This window comes from Blastococcus sp. TML/M2B (assembly GCF_016612865.1).
In the GTDB taxonomy this organism is placed as follows: domain Bacteria; phylum Actinomycetota; class Actinomycetes; order Mycobacteriales; family Geodermatophilaceae; genus Blastococcus.
Map to the genome: position 1 here is coordinate 53,055 of NZ_JAENZZ010000003.1, position 15,545 is coordinate 68,599.

General features: G+C 76.2%; 13 protein-coding genes, 2 pseudogenes and 1 riboswitch. Of the genes and pseudogenes, 9 read left to right on the forward strand and 6 right to left on the reverse strand.

Features of this window, described 5'->3' with window-relative positions; all coding sequences use genetic code 11:
• The first annotated feature begins 10 nt into the window (after nucleotides 1-10).
• Both JKP75_RS24190 and JKP75_RS18760 read left to right on the forward strand, forming a co-directional pair.
• Nucleotides 11-1,044: pseudogene (locus tag JKP75_RS24190) on the forward strand (NADP-dependent oxidoreductase).
• Between the two features lie 132 nt (nucleotides 1,045-1,176).
• Entirely contained in the window at nucleotides 1,177-1,485 is a 309-nt protein-coding gene (locus JKP75_RS18760; protein ID WP_200493398.1) for a rhodanese-like domain-containing protein, read from the forward strand.
• Here the strand turns inward: JKP75_RS18760 and JKP75_RS18765 are convergent.
• Nucleotides 1,469-2,056, reverse strand: a complete 588-nt coding sequence (locus JKP75_RS18765; RefSeq protein ID WP_309230028.1) for a GNAT family N-acetyltransferase — start codon at nucleotides 2,054-2,056, stop codon at nucleotides 1,469-1,471. The two genes, JKP75_RS18760 and JKP75_RS18765, sit on opposite strands and share 17 nt — an antisense overlap.
• A gap of 217 nt (nucleotides 2,057-2,273) precedes the next feature.
• Nucleotides 2,274-2,377: riboswitch (TPP riboswitch) on the forward strand.
• On the opposite strand from JKP75_RS18765, the gene JKP75_RS18770 reads away from it, so the two are divergent.
• The 4 genes from JKP75_RS18770 to JKP75_RS18785 all read left to right on the forward strand — a co-directional run bounded on the left by JKP75_RS18770 (nucleotide 2,374) and on the right by JKP75_RS18785 (nucleotide 5,745).
• Nucleotides 2,374-2,994 (forward strand): ECF transporter S component, encoded by a 621-nt coding sequence (locus JKP75_RS18770; RefSeq protein ID WP_200489737.1) that lies wholly within the window; start codon nucleotides 2,374-2,376, stop codon nucleotides 2,992-2,994. Its footprint overlaps the riboswitch before it by 4 nt.
• A 38-nt stretch (nucleotides 2,995-3,032) precedes the next feature.
• The gene (locus tag JKP75_RS18775; protein WP_309230029.1) at nucleotides 3,033-4,439 is read left to right on the forward strand and encodes an ABC transporter ATP-binding protein; all 1,407 of its coding nucleotides are present in this window, start codon (nucleotides 3,033-3,035) and stop codon (nucleotides 4,437-4,439) included.
• On the forward strand, nucleotides 4,436-5,200 hold the full coding sequence (locus tag JKP75_RS18780; protein WP_200489738.1) for an energy-coupling factor transporter transmembrane protein EcfT: 765 nt from the start codon (nucleotides 4,436-4,438) through the stop codon (nucleotides 5,198-5,200). Before JKP75_RS18775 ends, JKP75_RS18780 begins: the two co-directional genes overlap by 4 nt.
• A gap of 143 nt (nucleotides 5,201-5,343) precedes the next feature.
• Nucleotides 5,344-5,745, forward strand: a complete 402-nt coding sequence (locus JKP75_RS18785) for an ATP-binding protein (RefSeq protein ID WP_309230031.1) — start codon at nucleotides 5,344-5,346, stop codon at nucleotides 5,743-5,745.
• 7 nt (nucleotides 5,746-5,752) lie between these two features.
• Here JKP75_RS18785 and JKP75_RS18790 read toward each other — a convergent pair whose 3' ends face one another.
• Nucleotides 5,753-8,287, reverse strand: a complete 2,535-nt coding sequence (locus tag JKP75_RS18790) for a SpoIIE family protein phosphatase (RefSeq protein WP_309230032.1) — start codon at nucleotides 8,285-8,287, stop codon at nucleotides 5,753-5,755.
• 688 nt (nucleotides 8,288-8,975) lie between these two features.
• Nucleotides 8,976-9,827, reverse strand: a complete 852-nt coding sequence (locus tag JKP75_RS18795; RefSeq protein WP_200489741.1) for a hypothetical protein — start codon at nucleotides 9,825-9,827, stop codon at nucleotides 8,976-8,978.
• 372 nt (nucleotides 9,828-10,199) lie between these two features.
• On the opposite strand from JKP75_RS18795, the gene JKP75_RS18800 reads away from it, so the two are divergent.
• Both JKP75_RS18800 and JKP75_RS18805 read left to right on the forward strand, forming a co-directional pair.
• Nucleotides 10,200-11,573 carry an APC family permease gene (locus JKP75_RS18800; protein WP_200493399.1) on the forward strand — a complete coding sequence of 458 codons (1,374 nt, stop codon included), beginning with the start codon at nucleotides 10,200-10,202 and terminating at the stop codon, nucleotides 11,571-11,573.
• Between the two features lie 115 nt (nucleotides 11,574-11,688).
• Nucleotides 11,689-12,619, forward strand: a pseudogene (locus JKP75_RS18805) (nucleoside hydrolase).
• Here JKP75_RS18805 and JKP75_RS18810 read toward each other — a convergent pair.
• On the reverse strand, nucleotides 12,616-13,302 hold the full coding sequence (locus JKP75_RS18810; RefSeq protein ID WP_200489743.1) for a GAF and ANTAR domain-containing protein: 687 nt from the start codon (nucleotides 13,300-13,302) through the stop codon (nucleotides 12,616-12,618). The pseudogene JKP75_RS18805 and the gene JKP75_RS18810 sit on opposite strands and share 4 nt — an antisense overlap.
• Before the next feature lie 130 nt (nucleotides 13,303-13,432).
• Between JKP75_RS18810 and JKP75_RS18815 the strand changes: the two genes are divergently transcribed.
• The gene (locus JKP75_RS18815) at nucleotides 13,433-13,948 is read left to right on the forward strand and encodes an ATP-binding protein (protein ID WP_200489744.1); all 516 of its coding nucleotides are present in this window, start codon (nucleotides 13,433-13,435) and stop codon (nucleotides 13,946-13,948) included.
• 40 nt (nucleotides 13,949-13,988) lie between these two features.
• Here JKP75_RS18815 and JKP75_RS18820 read toward each other — a convergent pair whose 3' ends face one another.
• Entirely contained in the window at nucleotides 13,989-14,627 is a 639-nt protein-coding gene (locus JKP75_RS18820) for a flagellar brake protein (RefSeq protein ID WP_200489745.1), read from the reverse strand.
• Between the two features lie 98 nt (nucleotides 14,628-14,725).
• A complete protein-coding gene (locus tag JKP75_RS18825) occupies nucleotides 14,726-15,433 on the reverse strand; it encodes an NYN domain-containing protein (RefSeq protein ID WP_309230033.1) in 708 nt (235 codons plus the stop codon).
• Nucleotides 15,434-15,545 lie beyond the last annotated feature (112 nt).

Sequence of the window (15,545 nt, forward strand, 5' to 3'; positions counted from 1 at the left end):
GGGCGCAGGCATGATCGCGGGTGTGTCCCTAACCACACGCGAGTGGCAGCTGGCGGCCCGTCCGCACGGTGAGCCGAAGCCCGAGGACTTCCGCCTGGTCGAGCTCGAGCGGCCCGACCCCACGGACGGCCAGGTCGTCGTCCGGATGCTGGCGATGTCCGTCGACCCGTACATGCGCGGCCGGATGAACGCGGGCAAGTCCTACGCCGCCGCGTGGGAGGTCGGCGAGACCATGCAGGGCGGCGCGATCGGCCGCGTCGTCGACAGCCGCTCCGCCGACGTCCCCGAGGGCGCGCTGGTCTCCACCAACGCCGGCTGGCGCGACATCGCCGTCCTGGACGCCCGTGCGGTCCAGGTCCTCCCCGAGCTCCCCGGCATCCCGCCGAGCTACCACCTCGGCGTCCTGGGCATGCCCGGGCTGACCGCGTGGGCCGGCCTCTCTTCCGGCTCGCCGAGTTCAAGGCCGGCGACGTCGTCTTCGTCTCCGGTGCCGCCGGCGCCGTCGGCAGCATCGTGGGCCAGCTCGCCCGCCTGCACGGCGCCGCCGCCGTCATCGGCAGCGCCGGCACCCCGGACAAGGTGCGCTGGCTGACCGAGGAGCTCGGCTTCACCTCGGCGTTCGACTACCACGACGGCCCGGTCGCCAAGCAGCTCGCGCAGGCCGCGCCCGACGGCATCGACGTCTACTTCGACAACGTCGGCGGCGAGCACCTCGAGGCCGCGATCGGCGCCTTCAACGAGTTCGGCCGGGGCGCGCTGTGCGGGGCCATCTCCGCCTACAACGCCACCGAGCCGCCGCCCGGGCCGCGCAACATGAGCCTGATGGTCGGCCGCAAGCTGAGCCTGCGCGGGTTCATCGTCGGCGACCACTACGACATGCGCGACGAGTTCATCGAGAAGGTCACGCCACTGGTGACCTCCGGCGAGCTGGTGGTCCGCGAGACCGTCCGCGAGGGCCTGGACCAGGCCGCGGCGACCTTCATCGACCTCCTGCGCGGCGGCAACACCGGCAAGATGGTCGTCAAGCTGGCCGACGACGTCTGACCTGCTCGCCGGTCGCCCGCTCTGCGGGCCGGTTCCGGACGTTGCGGTCGCGATCGCGGCGGCAACGTCCGGAACCCACCGGCAGAGCGAGGCAGCATCGTTGCGGTCCTCGCATCCGGCGACCCCGGCTTCGTGCTGCCGGACAGCCGCGGCGCGCAGGCCTGGGCGCAGGGCCACGTGCCCGGCGCGGAGATCCCCCGCCGGGCCGCCACCGAGCTCGACCCGGCGGTGCCGGTCGTCGCCTACTGCTGGGGACCCGGCTGCAACGGCGCCACCCGGGCCGGCCTCGCGCTGGCCCGGCTCGGGTTCCGGGTGCGGGAGATGATCGGCGGCTTCGAGTACTGGGCCCGGGAGGGCCTGCCGGTGGCGACGGCGGACGGCGTGTCCGCGCGCCCGGCCGACCCGCTCACCGCCCCGGCCGGGGTCAGCTGCGGCTGCTGAGCCCGGGTGCGGGGTCGTCGGCCAGCCGTGACCACAGCAGCTCGTCATGCGTCGCGCCGTCGCCGTACCGGTAGGAACGCCGCAGCCGGCCCTCGCGGGTGAAGCCGGCCTTCTCGGCGACCCGCCCCGAGGCGGTGTTCTCGACGGCGTGGCAGAGCTCGACCCGCTCGATCGGCAGCGTGGCGAACGCCCACCGGCACACGGCGTCGACGGCGACCGCCGCCAGGCCCCGCCCCCGCGCCGCCGGCGCCGTCCAGTAGCCGACCGAGGCGCCGCCGTGGAAGCGGTCGATCGAGTGAAGCGACACCGACCCGAGGACGACGTCGTCCCGGCCGGGCTCGACGAGCGCCCACGAGGCGTGGTCGCCGGAGCTCCAGTCCAGCCGGCGGCCCAGCAGCACGAGGGCGTCGGTGCGCGAGGCGACGCCGCCGCCGTTCCACAGCCGGATGTCGGGGTCCTGGAACGCCGTCCACACCTCGTCGACGTCGTCCTCCCGCCAGGGGCGCAGCCGCACCGGGCCGGCGGGGAGGACGACGGGCTCCAGGGGCTCGGGGAGCGGGGCTGCGGACACCTCCCGATCGTCGCCGCACCCCCCGCCCCGCAGCGACCCGGGGGACTTTCGGTACCGAAAGTCCGGGGAGGGAAGGGACTTTCGGTACCGAAAGTCCGGGGGGGAGGGACCTTCGGTACAGAAAGTCCGGGGAGGGGAGGGACTTTCGGTACAGAAAGTCCTGGTGGGGACGGCGCGCACGGGCTGGTCTACGCTCGGCGGCACAACTGAACACACACATTCACAGCAGGGGAGCGCTTCGGCGCTGAGAGTGCGGGATCCCGCAGACCCTCGAACCTGATCCGGGTCATGCCGGCGCAGGGAGTCTGGAGGAACACATGGCCGATCAGGCCGTCCACCCGTCGTCCACCGGTGCCGCCGATGGGCGGGGCACCAGTCGCTGGCGCACCGTCGACATCGTCGTCACCGCCGTCCTCGGCGTCGCCTTCGGCGTCGTCTTCTGGGCGTGGGGCCTGCTCTGGGCGGCGCTCGACGCGCCGTTCACCGCGTTCCCGCCCGGCCAGGCCGTCATGTACGGCGTCTGGCTGATCCCGGCGGTGCTCGCGCCGCTGGTCGTCCGCAAGGCCGGCGCGGGGCTCTTCGCCGAGTTCCTCGCCGCCGTCGTCTCCGCGCTGCTCGGCTCCGCGTGGGGCACGCTCGTGCTGCTCCAGGGCCTGGTGCAGGGCGTGGGCGGCGAGGTCGGGTTCGCCGCGTTCGGCTACCGCCGCTGGGGCTGGCCGCAGGCGCTGCTCGCCGCGCTCGGCGCGGGCGTGGCGGCGGCGCTGTTCGACCTCGTCAACTACTACGCCGACTGGTCGGCGACCTGGCAGCTGAGCTACGTGGCGCTGGTCGCGGCCAGCACCGTGCTCATCGCCGGCGTCGGCGGCACCTGGCTGCGGCGCTCGTTGGCCGCGACCGGCGCGCTCTCGGCCTTCCCGGCCGGCCGCACACGGGTCTGACCACGGACGGCAGCACGGCGGCCGCCGGGCCGGCCGCCGTGCGGCTGACCGGCTGGGGGTTCCGCTACGCCAGCCGGCACGCCTGGGCCGCGCGCGCGGTCGACCTGCGCGTGCAGCCCGGGGAGCGGGTGCTGCTCACCGGCGCCTCGGGCGCGGGCAAGTCCACCCTGCTGCACGCGCTCGCCGGGCTGCTCGGCGAGGAGCAGGGCGAGCAGGCCGGCGAGCTGGCCGTCGCCGGGCGGACGGCGTCCGAGGCCCGCTCGGGGACGGCGATCGTCTTCCAGGACCCCGACGCGCAGCTGGTCATGACCCGGGCCGGGGACGACGTCGCCTTCGGGCTGGAGAACGCCGGCCTCCCCGCCGACCGGATCTGGCCGGCCGTCGACGCCGCGCTGGCCGCCGTCGGCTTCCCGTACGGCCGCGACCGGGCCACCGCCGCGCTCTCCGGCGGGCAGAAGCAGCGGCTGGTGCTCGCCGGCGCGCTCGCCGGGCGGCCGGGCCTGCTGCTGCTCGACGAGCCGACGGCGCAGCTCGACCCGGACGGCGCGGCGATCGTGCGGGCGGCCGTGGACCGGGCGGTCGCCGACCGCGCCACCACGCTGCTCGTCGTCGACCACGACGCCGGGGCCTGGCTGCCGCTGGTCGACCGCGTCGTCGAGCTGCTGCCCGGCGGTGGCGCCGTCGAGCACGGGCCGGGCTGGGCGCCGGCCCCGCTGCGGGTGCCGGTCCGGACGTCCCGGGCGGCCGGGGAGGTGCTGCTGCGCGCCGAGGCCGCCGGCTTCACCCACCGCGGCGGCACCGCCCCCGCGCTCCCGCCCACCGACGTCGCGGTGCCCGCCGGCCGGACGCTGGCCGTCACCGGACCCAACGGCGCGGGCAAGTCCACCCTCGCGCTGCTGCTCGCCGCGCTGCGCGGCCCCACCACCGGGCGGGTGACCGCGGGGCCGTCCCTGACCGCGGGCCTGCCCCGGCCCGCCCGGCCGCCGCACCGCTGGCGGGCCGACCACCTCGTGCGGCGCATCGGCACGGTCTTCCAGCACCCGGAGCACCAGTTCCTCACCGGCCGGGTGCGGGCCGAGCTCGCGCTGGGCCCGCTGCGCAGCGGCGCCGGCGACGACGCCGCGCACCGCCGGGCCGACGAGCTGATGGAGCGGCTCGGCCTGGCCGCGCTCGCCGACGCCAACCCGTTCACCCTCTCCGGCGGCCAGCAGCGCCGGCTGTCGGTGGCGACGGCGCTGGCCACCGCGCCGTCGGTGCTGGTGCTCGACGAGCCCACGTTCGGGCAGGACCGGGACACCTGGAGCGAGCTGGTCACCCTGCTCGCCGAGCAGCAGGAGGCCGGCCGGGCCCTGGTGCTGGTCACCCACGACGCCGCGGTCGTCTCGGCCCTGGCCGACGACGTCCTCCGGCTGGGCCCGGCGGCGCAGGAGGTGGTGACCGCGTGAGCTCGCCGCTGGCTCTCGGCCCGGTGCGTCCGGTGCCGCTGTCCGCGATCAACCCGGTCGCCCAGCTGGGCGCGCTCGGCGTCGTCCTGCCCGTGCTCCTGGTGAGCGGGGACCTGCTCACCCCGCTGGTCCTGCTCGCCGCCGAGGTCTGCCTGCTGCCCGCGGCCGGCCTGGGCCGGCCCCGCGCCCTGCTCGCCCGCACCTGGCCGCTGCTCCTCGGCGCTGCGGGCGTCGCCTGGGTGAACGTGCTGTTCGGCGACGCGGACGCCGGCGGGTGGTCCTCGGCGGTCGCGCTGGCGGTGCGGGTGCTCGCCCTCGCGCTGCCCGGCGTCCTGCTGGTCGCCTCCACCGATCCGGTGCGGCTGGCCGACGCCCTCACCCTGCACTGGCGGGTCTCCACCCGGTTCGCCTACGGCGCGCTGGCCGCCCTCCGCCTGGTGCCGCTGCTGGCGACCGAGTGGCAGACGATCCGGCAGGCCCGCCGGGCACGGGGCATCGAGCCCGGGCGCAACCCCGTCGCGCACGCGCGGCTGTTCGCGGGGACGGCGTTCGGGCTGCTCGTCGGGGCGGTCCGGCGCGGCACGCGGCTGGCCACGGCCATGGATGCGCGTGGCTTCGACTCGGGGGTGCCGCGGAGCAACGCCCGCGGCTCGCGGCTGCGCGCCCGGGACGCGGCCTACCTGGTCGGCGCCGTCGTCGTCTGCCTGGTCGCCGTGCTGGTCAGCGTCCGGGCGGGCAGCTGGCACCCCGTGCTCGGCTGACCGGCCGACCCCTCGGGGTGACGTACGTCGCATCCAGGTTTGGCGGCGGACTGCCGAGCCCATACACAGGTGTTCGGCGAGCCATGTCCACGGCGGCCGAGGATGCGAGGGGTCAGCACGTGACGGGGCAAGCGGCAGATCGCGTGTGGCCGTCCGCTGCCCCTCCGGCAGCCGAACCCCTCCTGCACTGGCAGCTCGGCGAGGTCGCCGAGCTGCCCCGGATGCGGGCCGACGTCCGCGCCACCGTGGCCGACCAGGTCGAGCCGGACGTGCTGGACCAGCTCATCCTGGCGCTGGACGAGATGGCCTCGAACGCCCTGCGGCACGGCGGTGGCCGGGTCGAGGCGGCCGTCCGGCTCACCGACACCGGGTACCTCATCGAGGTGTCCGACTCCGCTCCCGCGCAGCCGCCCACCCCGGCGGTGGACCGCGACCCCAGCCAGGGCGGCCTCGGGCTGTACCTGATCGCCCGCATGGCGCTGCGCCACGGCTGGTACGCCGGCCGCAGCGCCAAGCACGTCTGGGCGCTGCTCCCCCGCGGCTGACCCGCGGTCAGCCGATGCCGGGCGGCAGCTGCTGCGGCCCGGCCTCCCGGGGACGCGGCCGGTCCTCCGGGTGCAGCCGGATCGCCACCAGCGCGACGTCGTCCTGCAGGCCCTCCGGGCGCAGCCGGCGGATCACCTCGTCGCACAGCTCGGCGAGCGGGCGGTCGGCGAGCTGCGCGAACGCCTCCCGCAGCCGGGCGATGCCCTCGTCCAGCGGCAGGTCCCGGCCCTCGACCAGGCCGTCGGTGTAGAGCAGGATCGTCGCCCCCCGCCGGACGGTGAGCACGGACTCGGTCCGGCGCGCGGTCGGGTCGACGCCGAGCATCAGCTCCGCCCGCTCGGTGGCGAGCTCCTCGATCCGACCGTCGGGGTGCAGCACCAGGGGCGGCGGGTGCCCGGCGTTCGACCAGCGCAGCCGGGTGAGGCCCTGCGCGCGCTCCTCGGGGGTCTGCTCCGCCCGGGCGATCGCGGCGGTCGCCATCGTCCCCATGCCGAGCCCCTGGATGGCGGCATCCAGACCGGTGAGGACGGCGGCGGGGCCGATGCCGTCCCGGTAGGCGATGCCGCGCAGCATGCCGCGGAGCTGGCCCATCGCCGCCGCGGCCGCGGTGTCGTGGCCGACGACGTCCCCGATGACCAGCACGGTGCTGCCGTTCGGCTGCAGGAAGGCGTCGTACCAGTCGCCGCCCACCTCGGCCGCCTCCACGGCGGGCAGGTACCGCACGACGATCTCGGCGTGGTCCGGCTCCGGCGGGTCGGTCAGCATGCTGCGCTGCAGGCCCTCGGCGAGCCGGCGCTGCTGCTCGTAGAGGCGGGAGTTGTCCAGCGCCAGTGCGACGCGGTCGGCGATGTCGCGCAGCGTGGCGACGTCGTCGGCGTCGGCCCGCTCGCGATCGGCCGACCGGTAGACGCTCAACGCGCCCAGGGTGCGCCCACGGGCGACGAGCGGCAGCGTGACGGCGGTCTTCGGGGCGAGCGCGTCCAGCACGTCCTTGACCTCGCCGGGCGGCAGGAAGCGGCCGACCGCCTGCTGGACGTCGGGCACCTCGCGCAGCTGCCCGGAGGCCAGCGCGCGGAGGATCGGGGCGTCGGGCGGCAGGGCGGCCAGCCGCAGCGCGGCGTACCTGCGGACGGCGCCCCGGAGCTCCGGGTCGCGGTGCCAGCCTGCGACGTCGCGCATCCGCCCGTCTGCATCGACCAAGCTGGCGATCACCCAGTCCCCGCTGATCGGGACGAGCGCCTCGGCCACCCGCTGGACCGCCTGCTCCTCACCGGCCCCGCTGGCCAGCCGCTCGGCCATCGCGCCGGTGGTCTCGGCGACCAGCCGCAGCCGCTCCGCGCCCCGACGCGCCCGTTCCTGCGCGGCCCGTCGGTCGGACACGTCGAGGAAGGAGACCGACAGCCCGTCCGGGCCGGGCCACGCGCGCACCTCGAACCACGCGTCGAGCGGTGCCGGGTAGTAGGCCTCGAAGACCTGCTCCCGGCCGGTGGACACGGCCTCGCGGTAGCGGCGGCCGAACTCCGCCTCTGAGGCGTCCGGGAAGGCGTCCCAGACGACGGCGCCCAGCAGCTCCTCGCGGGTCGTCTGCAGGACCCGCTCGGACTCGGCGTTGAGGTAGGTGAACCGCCACGCGCGGTCGAGGGTGAAGAACGCCGACTTCACCGACTCCATGACGCGGGCGACCCGCGCGTCCGCGGTCCGCTGCGCCGTCGTGTCGTACCCCGCCCCCACCACGCGGACGGCGATCCCGGCGTCGTCGGCCAGCGCCCGGCCGCGGCCCTGGATCCAGCGGGTCTCCCCGGAGGGCAGCACGACGCGGAACTCGGCGTCGTACTCCCCGACGCCGTCGATGGCCTCCTGCAGCGCCTCCATCGTCCGCTCGCGGTCGTCGGGGTGGCAGCGCTGGGCGAAGGCGTCGATCGTCTCGTCGAAGGAGTCGCGGTCGAAGCCCATCAGCTCCTTGAGCCGGTCGTCCCACACCAGCCGCCCGCTGACCAGGTCCCAGTCGAAGCTGCCGATGCCCGCGGCGTCGATGGCCAGCTCGAACGCCAGCCGGCTGGACTCCATCTCGCGCACCTCGGCGGCCAGCTGCAGCTCGATCGCCACCGAGTCACCGAGCTGGCGGAGCAGCGCGACGTCGGCGTCGCCCCACGGCCGCGGCTCGCGGCCGAAGGCGGACAGGGCACCCACCACCTGGCCCTCGAAGACCGTGAGCGGGATGCCCAGGTAGGCGCCCACCTCCCCGGAGGCCACCGGCGGCAGGGCGGCCAGCCGCGGGTCGCGGTGCGCGTCCGGGGCCACGACCGGGTCCGGCGAGGCGGCCGCGGTCACGCCGCAGAGGGACTCGGTCAGGGGCACGCGGATGCCCACGGTGCCCTGCGGGAGGCCGGTGCCGCCGAGGACCAGCTCGTCGTCACCGAAGAGCGACACCTGGGCGGCGTCGGCACCCAGCAGCTGCACGGCCAGCGCGGTGAGCCGCTGCAGCGCGGCAGAGCCCACGGCCGTCGCCTCGAGCCGGCGGACGGCGGACACCCGGTTCACGGCGGTGGTATCGACCGTGGGATCGACCGAGGTCACGTTCGTCGTCCCCCCTCGCCGGCATCCGTCCACGGCGCCGGAAGCGGCCCGCCGGGGGCCATTCTCCCCGGCGGGGCCGAACGGCGCGGACCCGGGACGCAGCAGAGCGGCGGGCACCGCCCCGGAGGCGTTCCGGGAGGTGCCCGCCGCTCGGCGGATCGTGCGGGTGGTGCGAGCTCGTCGTCCTCCGCGGCGCCCGGGCCGGCTGCTCCCGGACCGCGCCGGTCGTGGTGCGGGGCCGGACCCGGGGCTGCATCGGCGCCGCCCGGCCAGGTGCTGCCGGTCAGAGACCCGTGCGGCTCACGCAGGCGGACGTGAGCGCACCGGGTACCGGCAGGGCCTGTTGGTCTCACCGCGGCGGATCCGGATCCGGCAGCCGGCCCCTCGTCGGTGCGCGCCTCCGGGGAGGGTCCGCGCGCTGCGTGCTGCAGTCGGCGGGGGATCGAGGCGCGGAACGTCGGGCGGAGCAGCGGCCGGCGCCCGGAGGGGCACCGTCGGGGTGGGCCAGGAGTGCGCCGAGGACGGCCCGGGAGGGTCGCACTCGGACGACCGAGGCGCGGTCGCGGTCCCCGGCATGAGGGGGACGGTCGCGGCGTGCTCGGGTGGAGCGGAGGACGGCGTCCACGGCCGGTTCTCCGTGGATCGCGCGGGGTCAGCCGGTCGCGGGAGGCGTCCGGCGGGGTTCGGCGCGGGAGGACGGGTCCCCCCGGGCGCGGGCCGGCCCGGCGCGCGCCCCACCCGCGGGCGAGCGGGCGGCGGGAACGGTCCGTCCCGCACCGGGTGTCGCGGTCCGGGCCACGGGCACCGGCCGGGCGACGGCGGCGGAGCGGGCAGGGGCGGGGGTGCGCCACGCCGGGGGCTGCGGCCAGCCGGGGGGCGGCGGTGCCCACCCGGGCCGGACGGGGCCCACCGGTGCGGGAAGCAGCGCCACGGCGGGGGAAGGCGCCGCGGGCCGGATCGTGGGGGTGCTGGGCAGCTCGCGCAGGACGACCGGGGCGTCGACCCGGGTCGGCGCGGGAACCTCCACGGGGGCCGGGCGGCCCCACGCGAGGTGCTCGCCGTGCGGGCCGGCACCCCAGTGGGCGGCCCGCCGGGTGAGGGCGTGCAGCCGCCGACGCAGGGACACCGACGGCGCGGGCTCGGGCGTGCGCCAGGCCAGGTGCTCGCCGTTCGCCCCGCCGCCCCACAGCGCGATCCGGCGGGTGAGGTCGCGCAGCCCCGCGACGGGGCGGCGCACGCGGTCGGGCACGACGGTCACGGTCGGCGTGCGCGGCGCGGGGACGACGGGCAGCCGGGCGGGCCGGGCCGAGGGGGCCAGCTGCATCGTGCGCAGCGGCACCGGGCGCACCGTCGCGCGGAAGGCGGCCGTGTGCACCGGCCGGGACCGCCGGCCCGCGTCGGCGCGGTCCAGCACGGCGACGAGGCCGGACAGGGAGCCGCCCGCGTCGGGAGGGAGCGCGCCCCGGCGTGCCAGCGCCATCGCGCTCGCCTCGCTGCTGCTCATGTCGCCTCCAGGTCGTCGTCCGCGACCGGGGAAGGTGTCGCGGACAAGGAGAAAGCTAGGCAGTCGGGCCGCGCGCGACGGCCGTCCGGGACACGTCCTGGAGGGCGCGTGACCGAATAGTTGCGCGGGGGTCCCGCGGCGGCCGGTGACCCGTCCCCCGGGCCGTGCCCTTGTCGACAAGCAGGCGGGTTCCGAGCGTGGAACGGCACACCGACCCCACCGGTCACTCCGGCGCGGGCCGCGCCGCGCCCGCGTGTCGCGGTACCGGGGCGGGCCGGTACCGGTGCCGCCACACCGCGCGGACGACGCCGCTCCCCCGATCGGGCCACCCGCCGAATTGCCGCCCGCGCGGCACGCTCCGAGACTCGGCCCGTGCATGATCACGAGCAGGGCGCCACGGCCACCTCCACCGAACCAGGGCCAGCGGGCGACGACACCCGCCTCAAGCGGTCGGTGACGGGGAAGCTGCTGTTCCTGTTCATCCTCGGCGACGTCCTGGGCGCGGGCATCTACGCCCTGTTCGGCGTGATGGCCGGCGAGGTCGGCGGCGCGGTCTGGGCCCCGATGCTGGTCGCCCTCGTGCTCGCCATGCTCACCGCGGCCTCCTACGCGGAGCTGGTCACGAAGTACCCCAGGGCCGGCGGCTCGTCGGTGTTCGCCGAGCGGGCCTTCGGCAGCCCGCTCGTCTCCTTCCTCGTCGGCTACTGCATGCTCGCCGCCGGCGTCACCAGCGCGGCCGGCCTCTCGCTGGCCTTCGGCGGTGACTACCTGGGCGTCTTCCTCGACGTGCCGGCCGTCCCCGCCGCCGTCGTCTTCCTCGTGGTCGTCGCGCTGGTCAACGCCCGCGGCATCAAGGAGTCCGTGCGGGCCAACGTGGTCATGACCGTCATCGAGGTGTCCGGCCTGGTCCTGGTGGTCATCCTCGGCGCCCTGGTGCTCGGTCGCGGCGACGGCGACGTCGGCCGGGTCACCGAGTTCCCCGACGGCGTCGGGGTCGCCTCCGGCGTGCTGGCCGCGGCGCTGATCGCCTACTACTCCTTCGTCGGCTTCGAGACCTCCGCCAACGTGGCGGAGGAGGTCCGCGACGTGCGGCGGGTCTACCCGATGGCGCTCTTCGGCGCCCTGCTGGTGGCCGGCGTCGTCTACGTGCTGGTCGGGCTCGCCGCGGCGGTCGTGCTGCCGGCCGACCAGCTGGCCGACTCCTCCGGCCCGCTGCTCGAGGTCGTGCGCGCAGCCGACGTCGGCGTCCCCGACGAGCTGTTCAGCGCGATCGCGCTGATCGCCGTCGCCAACGGCGCCCTGCTCACCATGATCATGGCCAGCCGCCTGGTGTTCGGGATGGCCGAGCAGGGGCTGCTCCCCCGGCCGCTGGCCCGGGTGCTGCCCGGCCGCCGGACGCCGTGGGTGTCGATCCTGGTGACGACGCTGGTGGCGATCGCGCTCACGCTCACCGGCGACCTGGGCGAGCTGGCCAACACCGTCGTCCTGCTGCTGCTGTTCGTCTTCCTCAGCACCAACACCGCCGTCCTCGTGCTGCGCAAGGACCGGGTGGAGGCCGACCACTTCCGGGTGTGGCCCGTCGTCCCGGTGCTCGCCGTCGCCTCCTGCCTGCTGCTGCTGTGGAAGCAGGAGGCCGGGACCTGGCTCCGCGCGGCGATCCTGCTCGCGGTCGGCGTCGTCCTGTACCTGCTGGCCCAGGCCCCGTGGTGGAAGGCGACGCACGAGCCGCTGCGCGACGAGAGCTGACGCGAGAGCGGGGTTCCCGGGGTCCGGCGAGCCGCGCGAAGCCCCGCGACCCCGCCCTCGGGGGAGGAGGCGCGGCCACTGGCAGGATGCGTCGGTGACCGCCCGCATCCCCCTGGTGATCGACACCGACCCCGGCATCGACGACGCGCTGGCGATCCTGCTCGCACTGGCCAGCCCGGAGGTCGACCTCCGGCTGGTCACCACCGTGCACGGCAACGTCGACCTGGCGCTGACGACGGAGAACGCGCTGCGGGTGCTGCACCTCGCCGGACGTTCCGACGTGCCGGTGGCCGCCGGGGCGCAGGCCGCGCTCATCCACCCGCAGCCGGAACGGGCGGGCCACGTGCACGGCGCCGAGGGCCCTGGGCGGGGTGCAGCTGCCGCCGTCCCCCGCCCGCGTCGACCCGCGTCCCGCCGTCGTCGCGCTGGCCGAGCTGCTGATGAGCTCGCCGGAACCGGTGACCGTCGCGCCCATCGGGCCGCTCACCAACATCGCGCTGCTGCTGGCCGTCTACCCGGAGGCCGCCGCCCGCATCGGCCGGCTGGTCGTCATGGGCGGCTCGGCCGCGCGCGGCGGCAACGTCACCGCCGCGGCGGAGTTCAACATCTGGTCCGACCCCGAGGCGGCCGCCGCCGTGCTCGGCTCGAGCCTGCCCACGGTCATGGTCGGGCTGGACGTCACCCTGCCCACGGTGCTGACCGAGGAGGGCATCGCCCGGTTCGCCGCGGCCGGCCCGATCGGCGCCACGGCGGCCGCGATCCTGCAGCAGTACCTGGACCACGCGCGGGGCGCCTACGGCACCGCCGGGGTGGTCGTGCACGACGCGCTGGCGCTCACCGAGGCGATCGTCCCGGGCACGGTCGGCACCGTCCGCCGGGACGTCGTCGTCGACACCACCCTGGGCGCCGGTCGCGGGCAGACCCTCGTGGACCGGCGGGCGGTCGCGACCTCGCCGTCGGCGGTCGAGGTGGCCGAGACCGTCGACAGCGCGGCCGCCGTCGAGTTCCTCGTGTCGCGGCTGGCCCGCCTGGACGCGGGGGCCTAGCCCGCCCGGGTCGACGCCACGATGCCGACGGCGATCTCCCGCAGCTTGCGGTTGTAGCGCTGGGAGGCGTCGCGCAGGATCTCGAACGCCGCGTCGCCGTCGACGCCCCGCTGCGCCATGAGCACGCCCTTCGCCTGCTCGATGACCGCGCGCGACTCCATCGCGATCTGCAGGTTCCGGCTCTGCTCGGACAGCCGGTGGTGGGCGGTGGCGTTGACCACCGCCACCGCGATCGCCTCCGCGACCTCCCGGGCGGTGCGCAGCGATTCGTCCGGGAGGAAGGCCTCCGGCCGCGAGGAGTACACGTTCAGCGCGCCGATGACGGTGCCCTGGTAGGGCAGCGGGACCGACAGCGAGCTGCGGACGCCCTGCTCGCGCACGCGCGCGACGTAGCTGGGCCAGCGCTGCTCGGTGTGCGTGTCGTCGATCCGCAGCACCACCCCGCCGCGGCCGGCGTCCATGCAGGGCCCATAGCCCTCTTCGTACTGCAGCTCGTCGGCGGCCAGGGCCATCTCGCCGGAGTGGGCAGCGGTGAACGGCTTGTCGCCGCGGAGCAGCGTCGTGGAGACCGACTCCGCACCGGGTACGCCACGGGCTGCGATGACCGTGATCTCGCCGAGGGTCTCCTCGAGGGAGCGGTCGGCCAGCACCACCCGGCTCAGGTCGCGCATGAGGTCGTCCACCCCGGCATTGTGCCCCGGACCGCCCGGTGTTCCCCGCCCCCCTTCGCGCGTGGGGGCGTGATCGGTCAGGATGGTGGCGCTGCCGGGGGACCTCCCCGCGGCGCGTGCGCAGCAGACGCGAGGAGATGGCATGGGCGACGAGCCGGTCCGGGAGGCGTGGCCCACGGCGCCCGTCCCCTCCGTCCCCGGCGACGTCTGGCACTGGCAGCTCGAGGCGATGCACGTCGTCTCCCGCGTCCGCTCGGACCTCCGCGCCCGCATCGCCCACCCCTCGGTGGCCTCCGCGTCGACCGAGGACGCCCGCGACGGGCTGCTGCTGGTCTTCGAGGAGCTCGCCTCCAACGCCCTCCGCCACGGGGGCGGGGACGTCCGCGCCCTCGTCGTCGCCGGCGCGGAGGGCTGGCTGCTCGACCTGAGCGACGAGGCCCCCGAGAAGCCGCCCGTCCCGGCCATCGACCGCGACCCCGCCCTGGGCGGGATGGGGCTGCACCTGGTCACCCAGCTGTCCTCCAGCTTCGGCTGGGAGCAGCGGCCCGGGCGCAAGCACGTCTGGGCCCGGCTGCCGTCGGGTCGCGCCGCGGCCCCCGAGCAGGCGCAGCGCGACCGGCTCCCCGAGCCGCGCTCGGGTGACTCCCGCCGGGACTGAGCTCGAGCGGCGACCCCTCCGGGGCCACCTCCGCACGGCCTCACTCCACGGAGCGGGCGCGCTCCTCCCGCAGCACCTGGAACACGCGGCGGCGCACCCGGTCCTGGTCCTTCTCCTGGATGCCGACGAACCGGAGCGACATCATCCAGCGGGCACCCCGGGCCTGGGCGCGCACGACCTCGGCCTTGGTGCTGATCGCGCCGTCCTCCAGCTCGAACGCGAGGGTCAGCGTGGCGCCGGCCTCGGGGAGCATGCCGAAGCCCTCGAACCGCGCGCGCATGCCGTTCTCGCTGAGGTCCAGGGTCTCGCCGGTCAGGTCCAGCCCGCCGATGCCGGCGGTGACCTCGAGGCCCACCCGGCCGCGGACGGCGGTGCGGCGCTGGCTCTCCTCGGCCGGGCCGGTCACCCGGAGGCGCCAGCGCACCACCGTGCCGGTCTCGACCTCGATCACCTCGGCCGGCAGCGCGCGCCGGGTGGCGCCGGTCCTCCAGAAGACCTCGACGGAGTCACCCGGGCGGACGACGGACTGCTCCACGTACTCGCCCGCGGAGGGGCGGACGGTGACCACGCCGTCGCTCACGTGCTCCACCCGGGAGCTGATCGAGATGCCGTGTGCGGCGAGCGTGACGTCCGCCTCGGACTGCTCCTCGGAATGGTCGACACCGGGAACGCGCGCCATGGAAGTCTCCGTTCGTCAGTTGCGGACCCTGCGGACCCTCAACCGTGGACCGGACCCTTTCGCGAGAACGGTAACTGCCGTTCTCCGTACCCTCGGGCTCAGGGGCGGCGCGCCGCGTAGGAGCTGACGAACTCGCGCAGGCTGCGGGTGGGGCGCAGCCAGGCGCCGTCGGCGGGCAGCGCGTCCAGGCGCACCCGGTCCAGCGGCTCGACGAACGCGCCGGGGACGTCCTCGATGTCGATGAACTCCAGGACGTCGGAGCTGATCGCGTAGCCGGCCACCTCGCTGAACGCGACGACGACGACGTGGGTGCCCTGCCGCGCCAGCTGCTCCAGCGGCTCGGCGAAGTTCCGCCCGTCGCCGGAGAAGACGATCAGCCGGCGCAGCTGGTGGCTGTGCTCGCGGACCGCGATGTGGTCGAGCATGTCCTGGTCGATGTCGTCGTTCGGCTGGAGCTTGGGCCGGGCGAACACCGCGTACCCGAACCCGCGCAGCGCCTCGACGAACCCGCGCAAGGACCCGGGCTGCGGCGGGATGTTGGCGAAGACGCACGCCTCGACCTCGGGCACGGGGCCCGCGCCGTCCTCCGCGCCCGCGACGAACCAGGCGGCGATCGCGTCGAACCGGGGTCGCGAGTCCTTCGTGGGGCGCGCGCCGATGACCGTCGACAGGGTCATGTCGATGTTCGGGGCGTCCCAGATGAGCAGGTCCAGCGGCGGGCGGCGGCGACCGTCGTCGCTCGCGGCGCCCTCGGCGGGCAGCGGGGTGGCGACGACGTCGGCGGGGGCGGAAGGGCTGTCCGGCACGGGGAGCAGTCTGCCCTTGCGGAGCTCGACCCGTCGCGGACGGCCCCGGCGACGGCGTTCCGGCGGGCGGGCGGCCGGGCGGGACGGACGGCGGGCCGGCCGGCGCCGTGGC

Coding starts and splice junctions, on each gene's coding strand:
- JKP75_RS18770 (WP_200489737.1), top strand. CDS start 2,374: ATGGCCGATCAGGCCGTCCACCCGTCGTCCACCGGTGCCGCCGATGGG.
- JKP75_RS18795 (WP_200489741.1), bottom strand. CDS start 9,827: ATGAGCAGCAGCGAGGCGAGCGCGATGGCGCTGGCACGCCGGGGCGCG.
- JKP75_RS18815 (WP_200489744.1), top strand. CDS start 13,433: ATGGGCGACGAGCCGGTCCGGGAGGCGTGGCCCACGGCGCCCGTCCCC.
- JKP75_RS18820 (WP_200489745.1), bottom strand. CDS start 14,627: ATGGCGCGCGTTCCCGGTGTCGACCATTCCGAGGAGCAGTCCGAGGCG.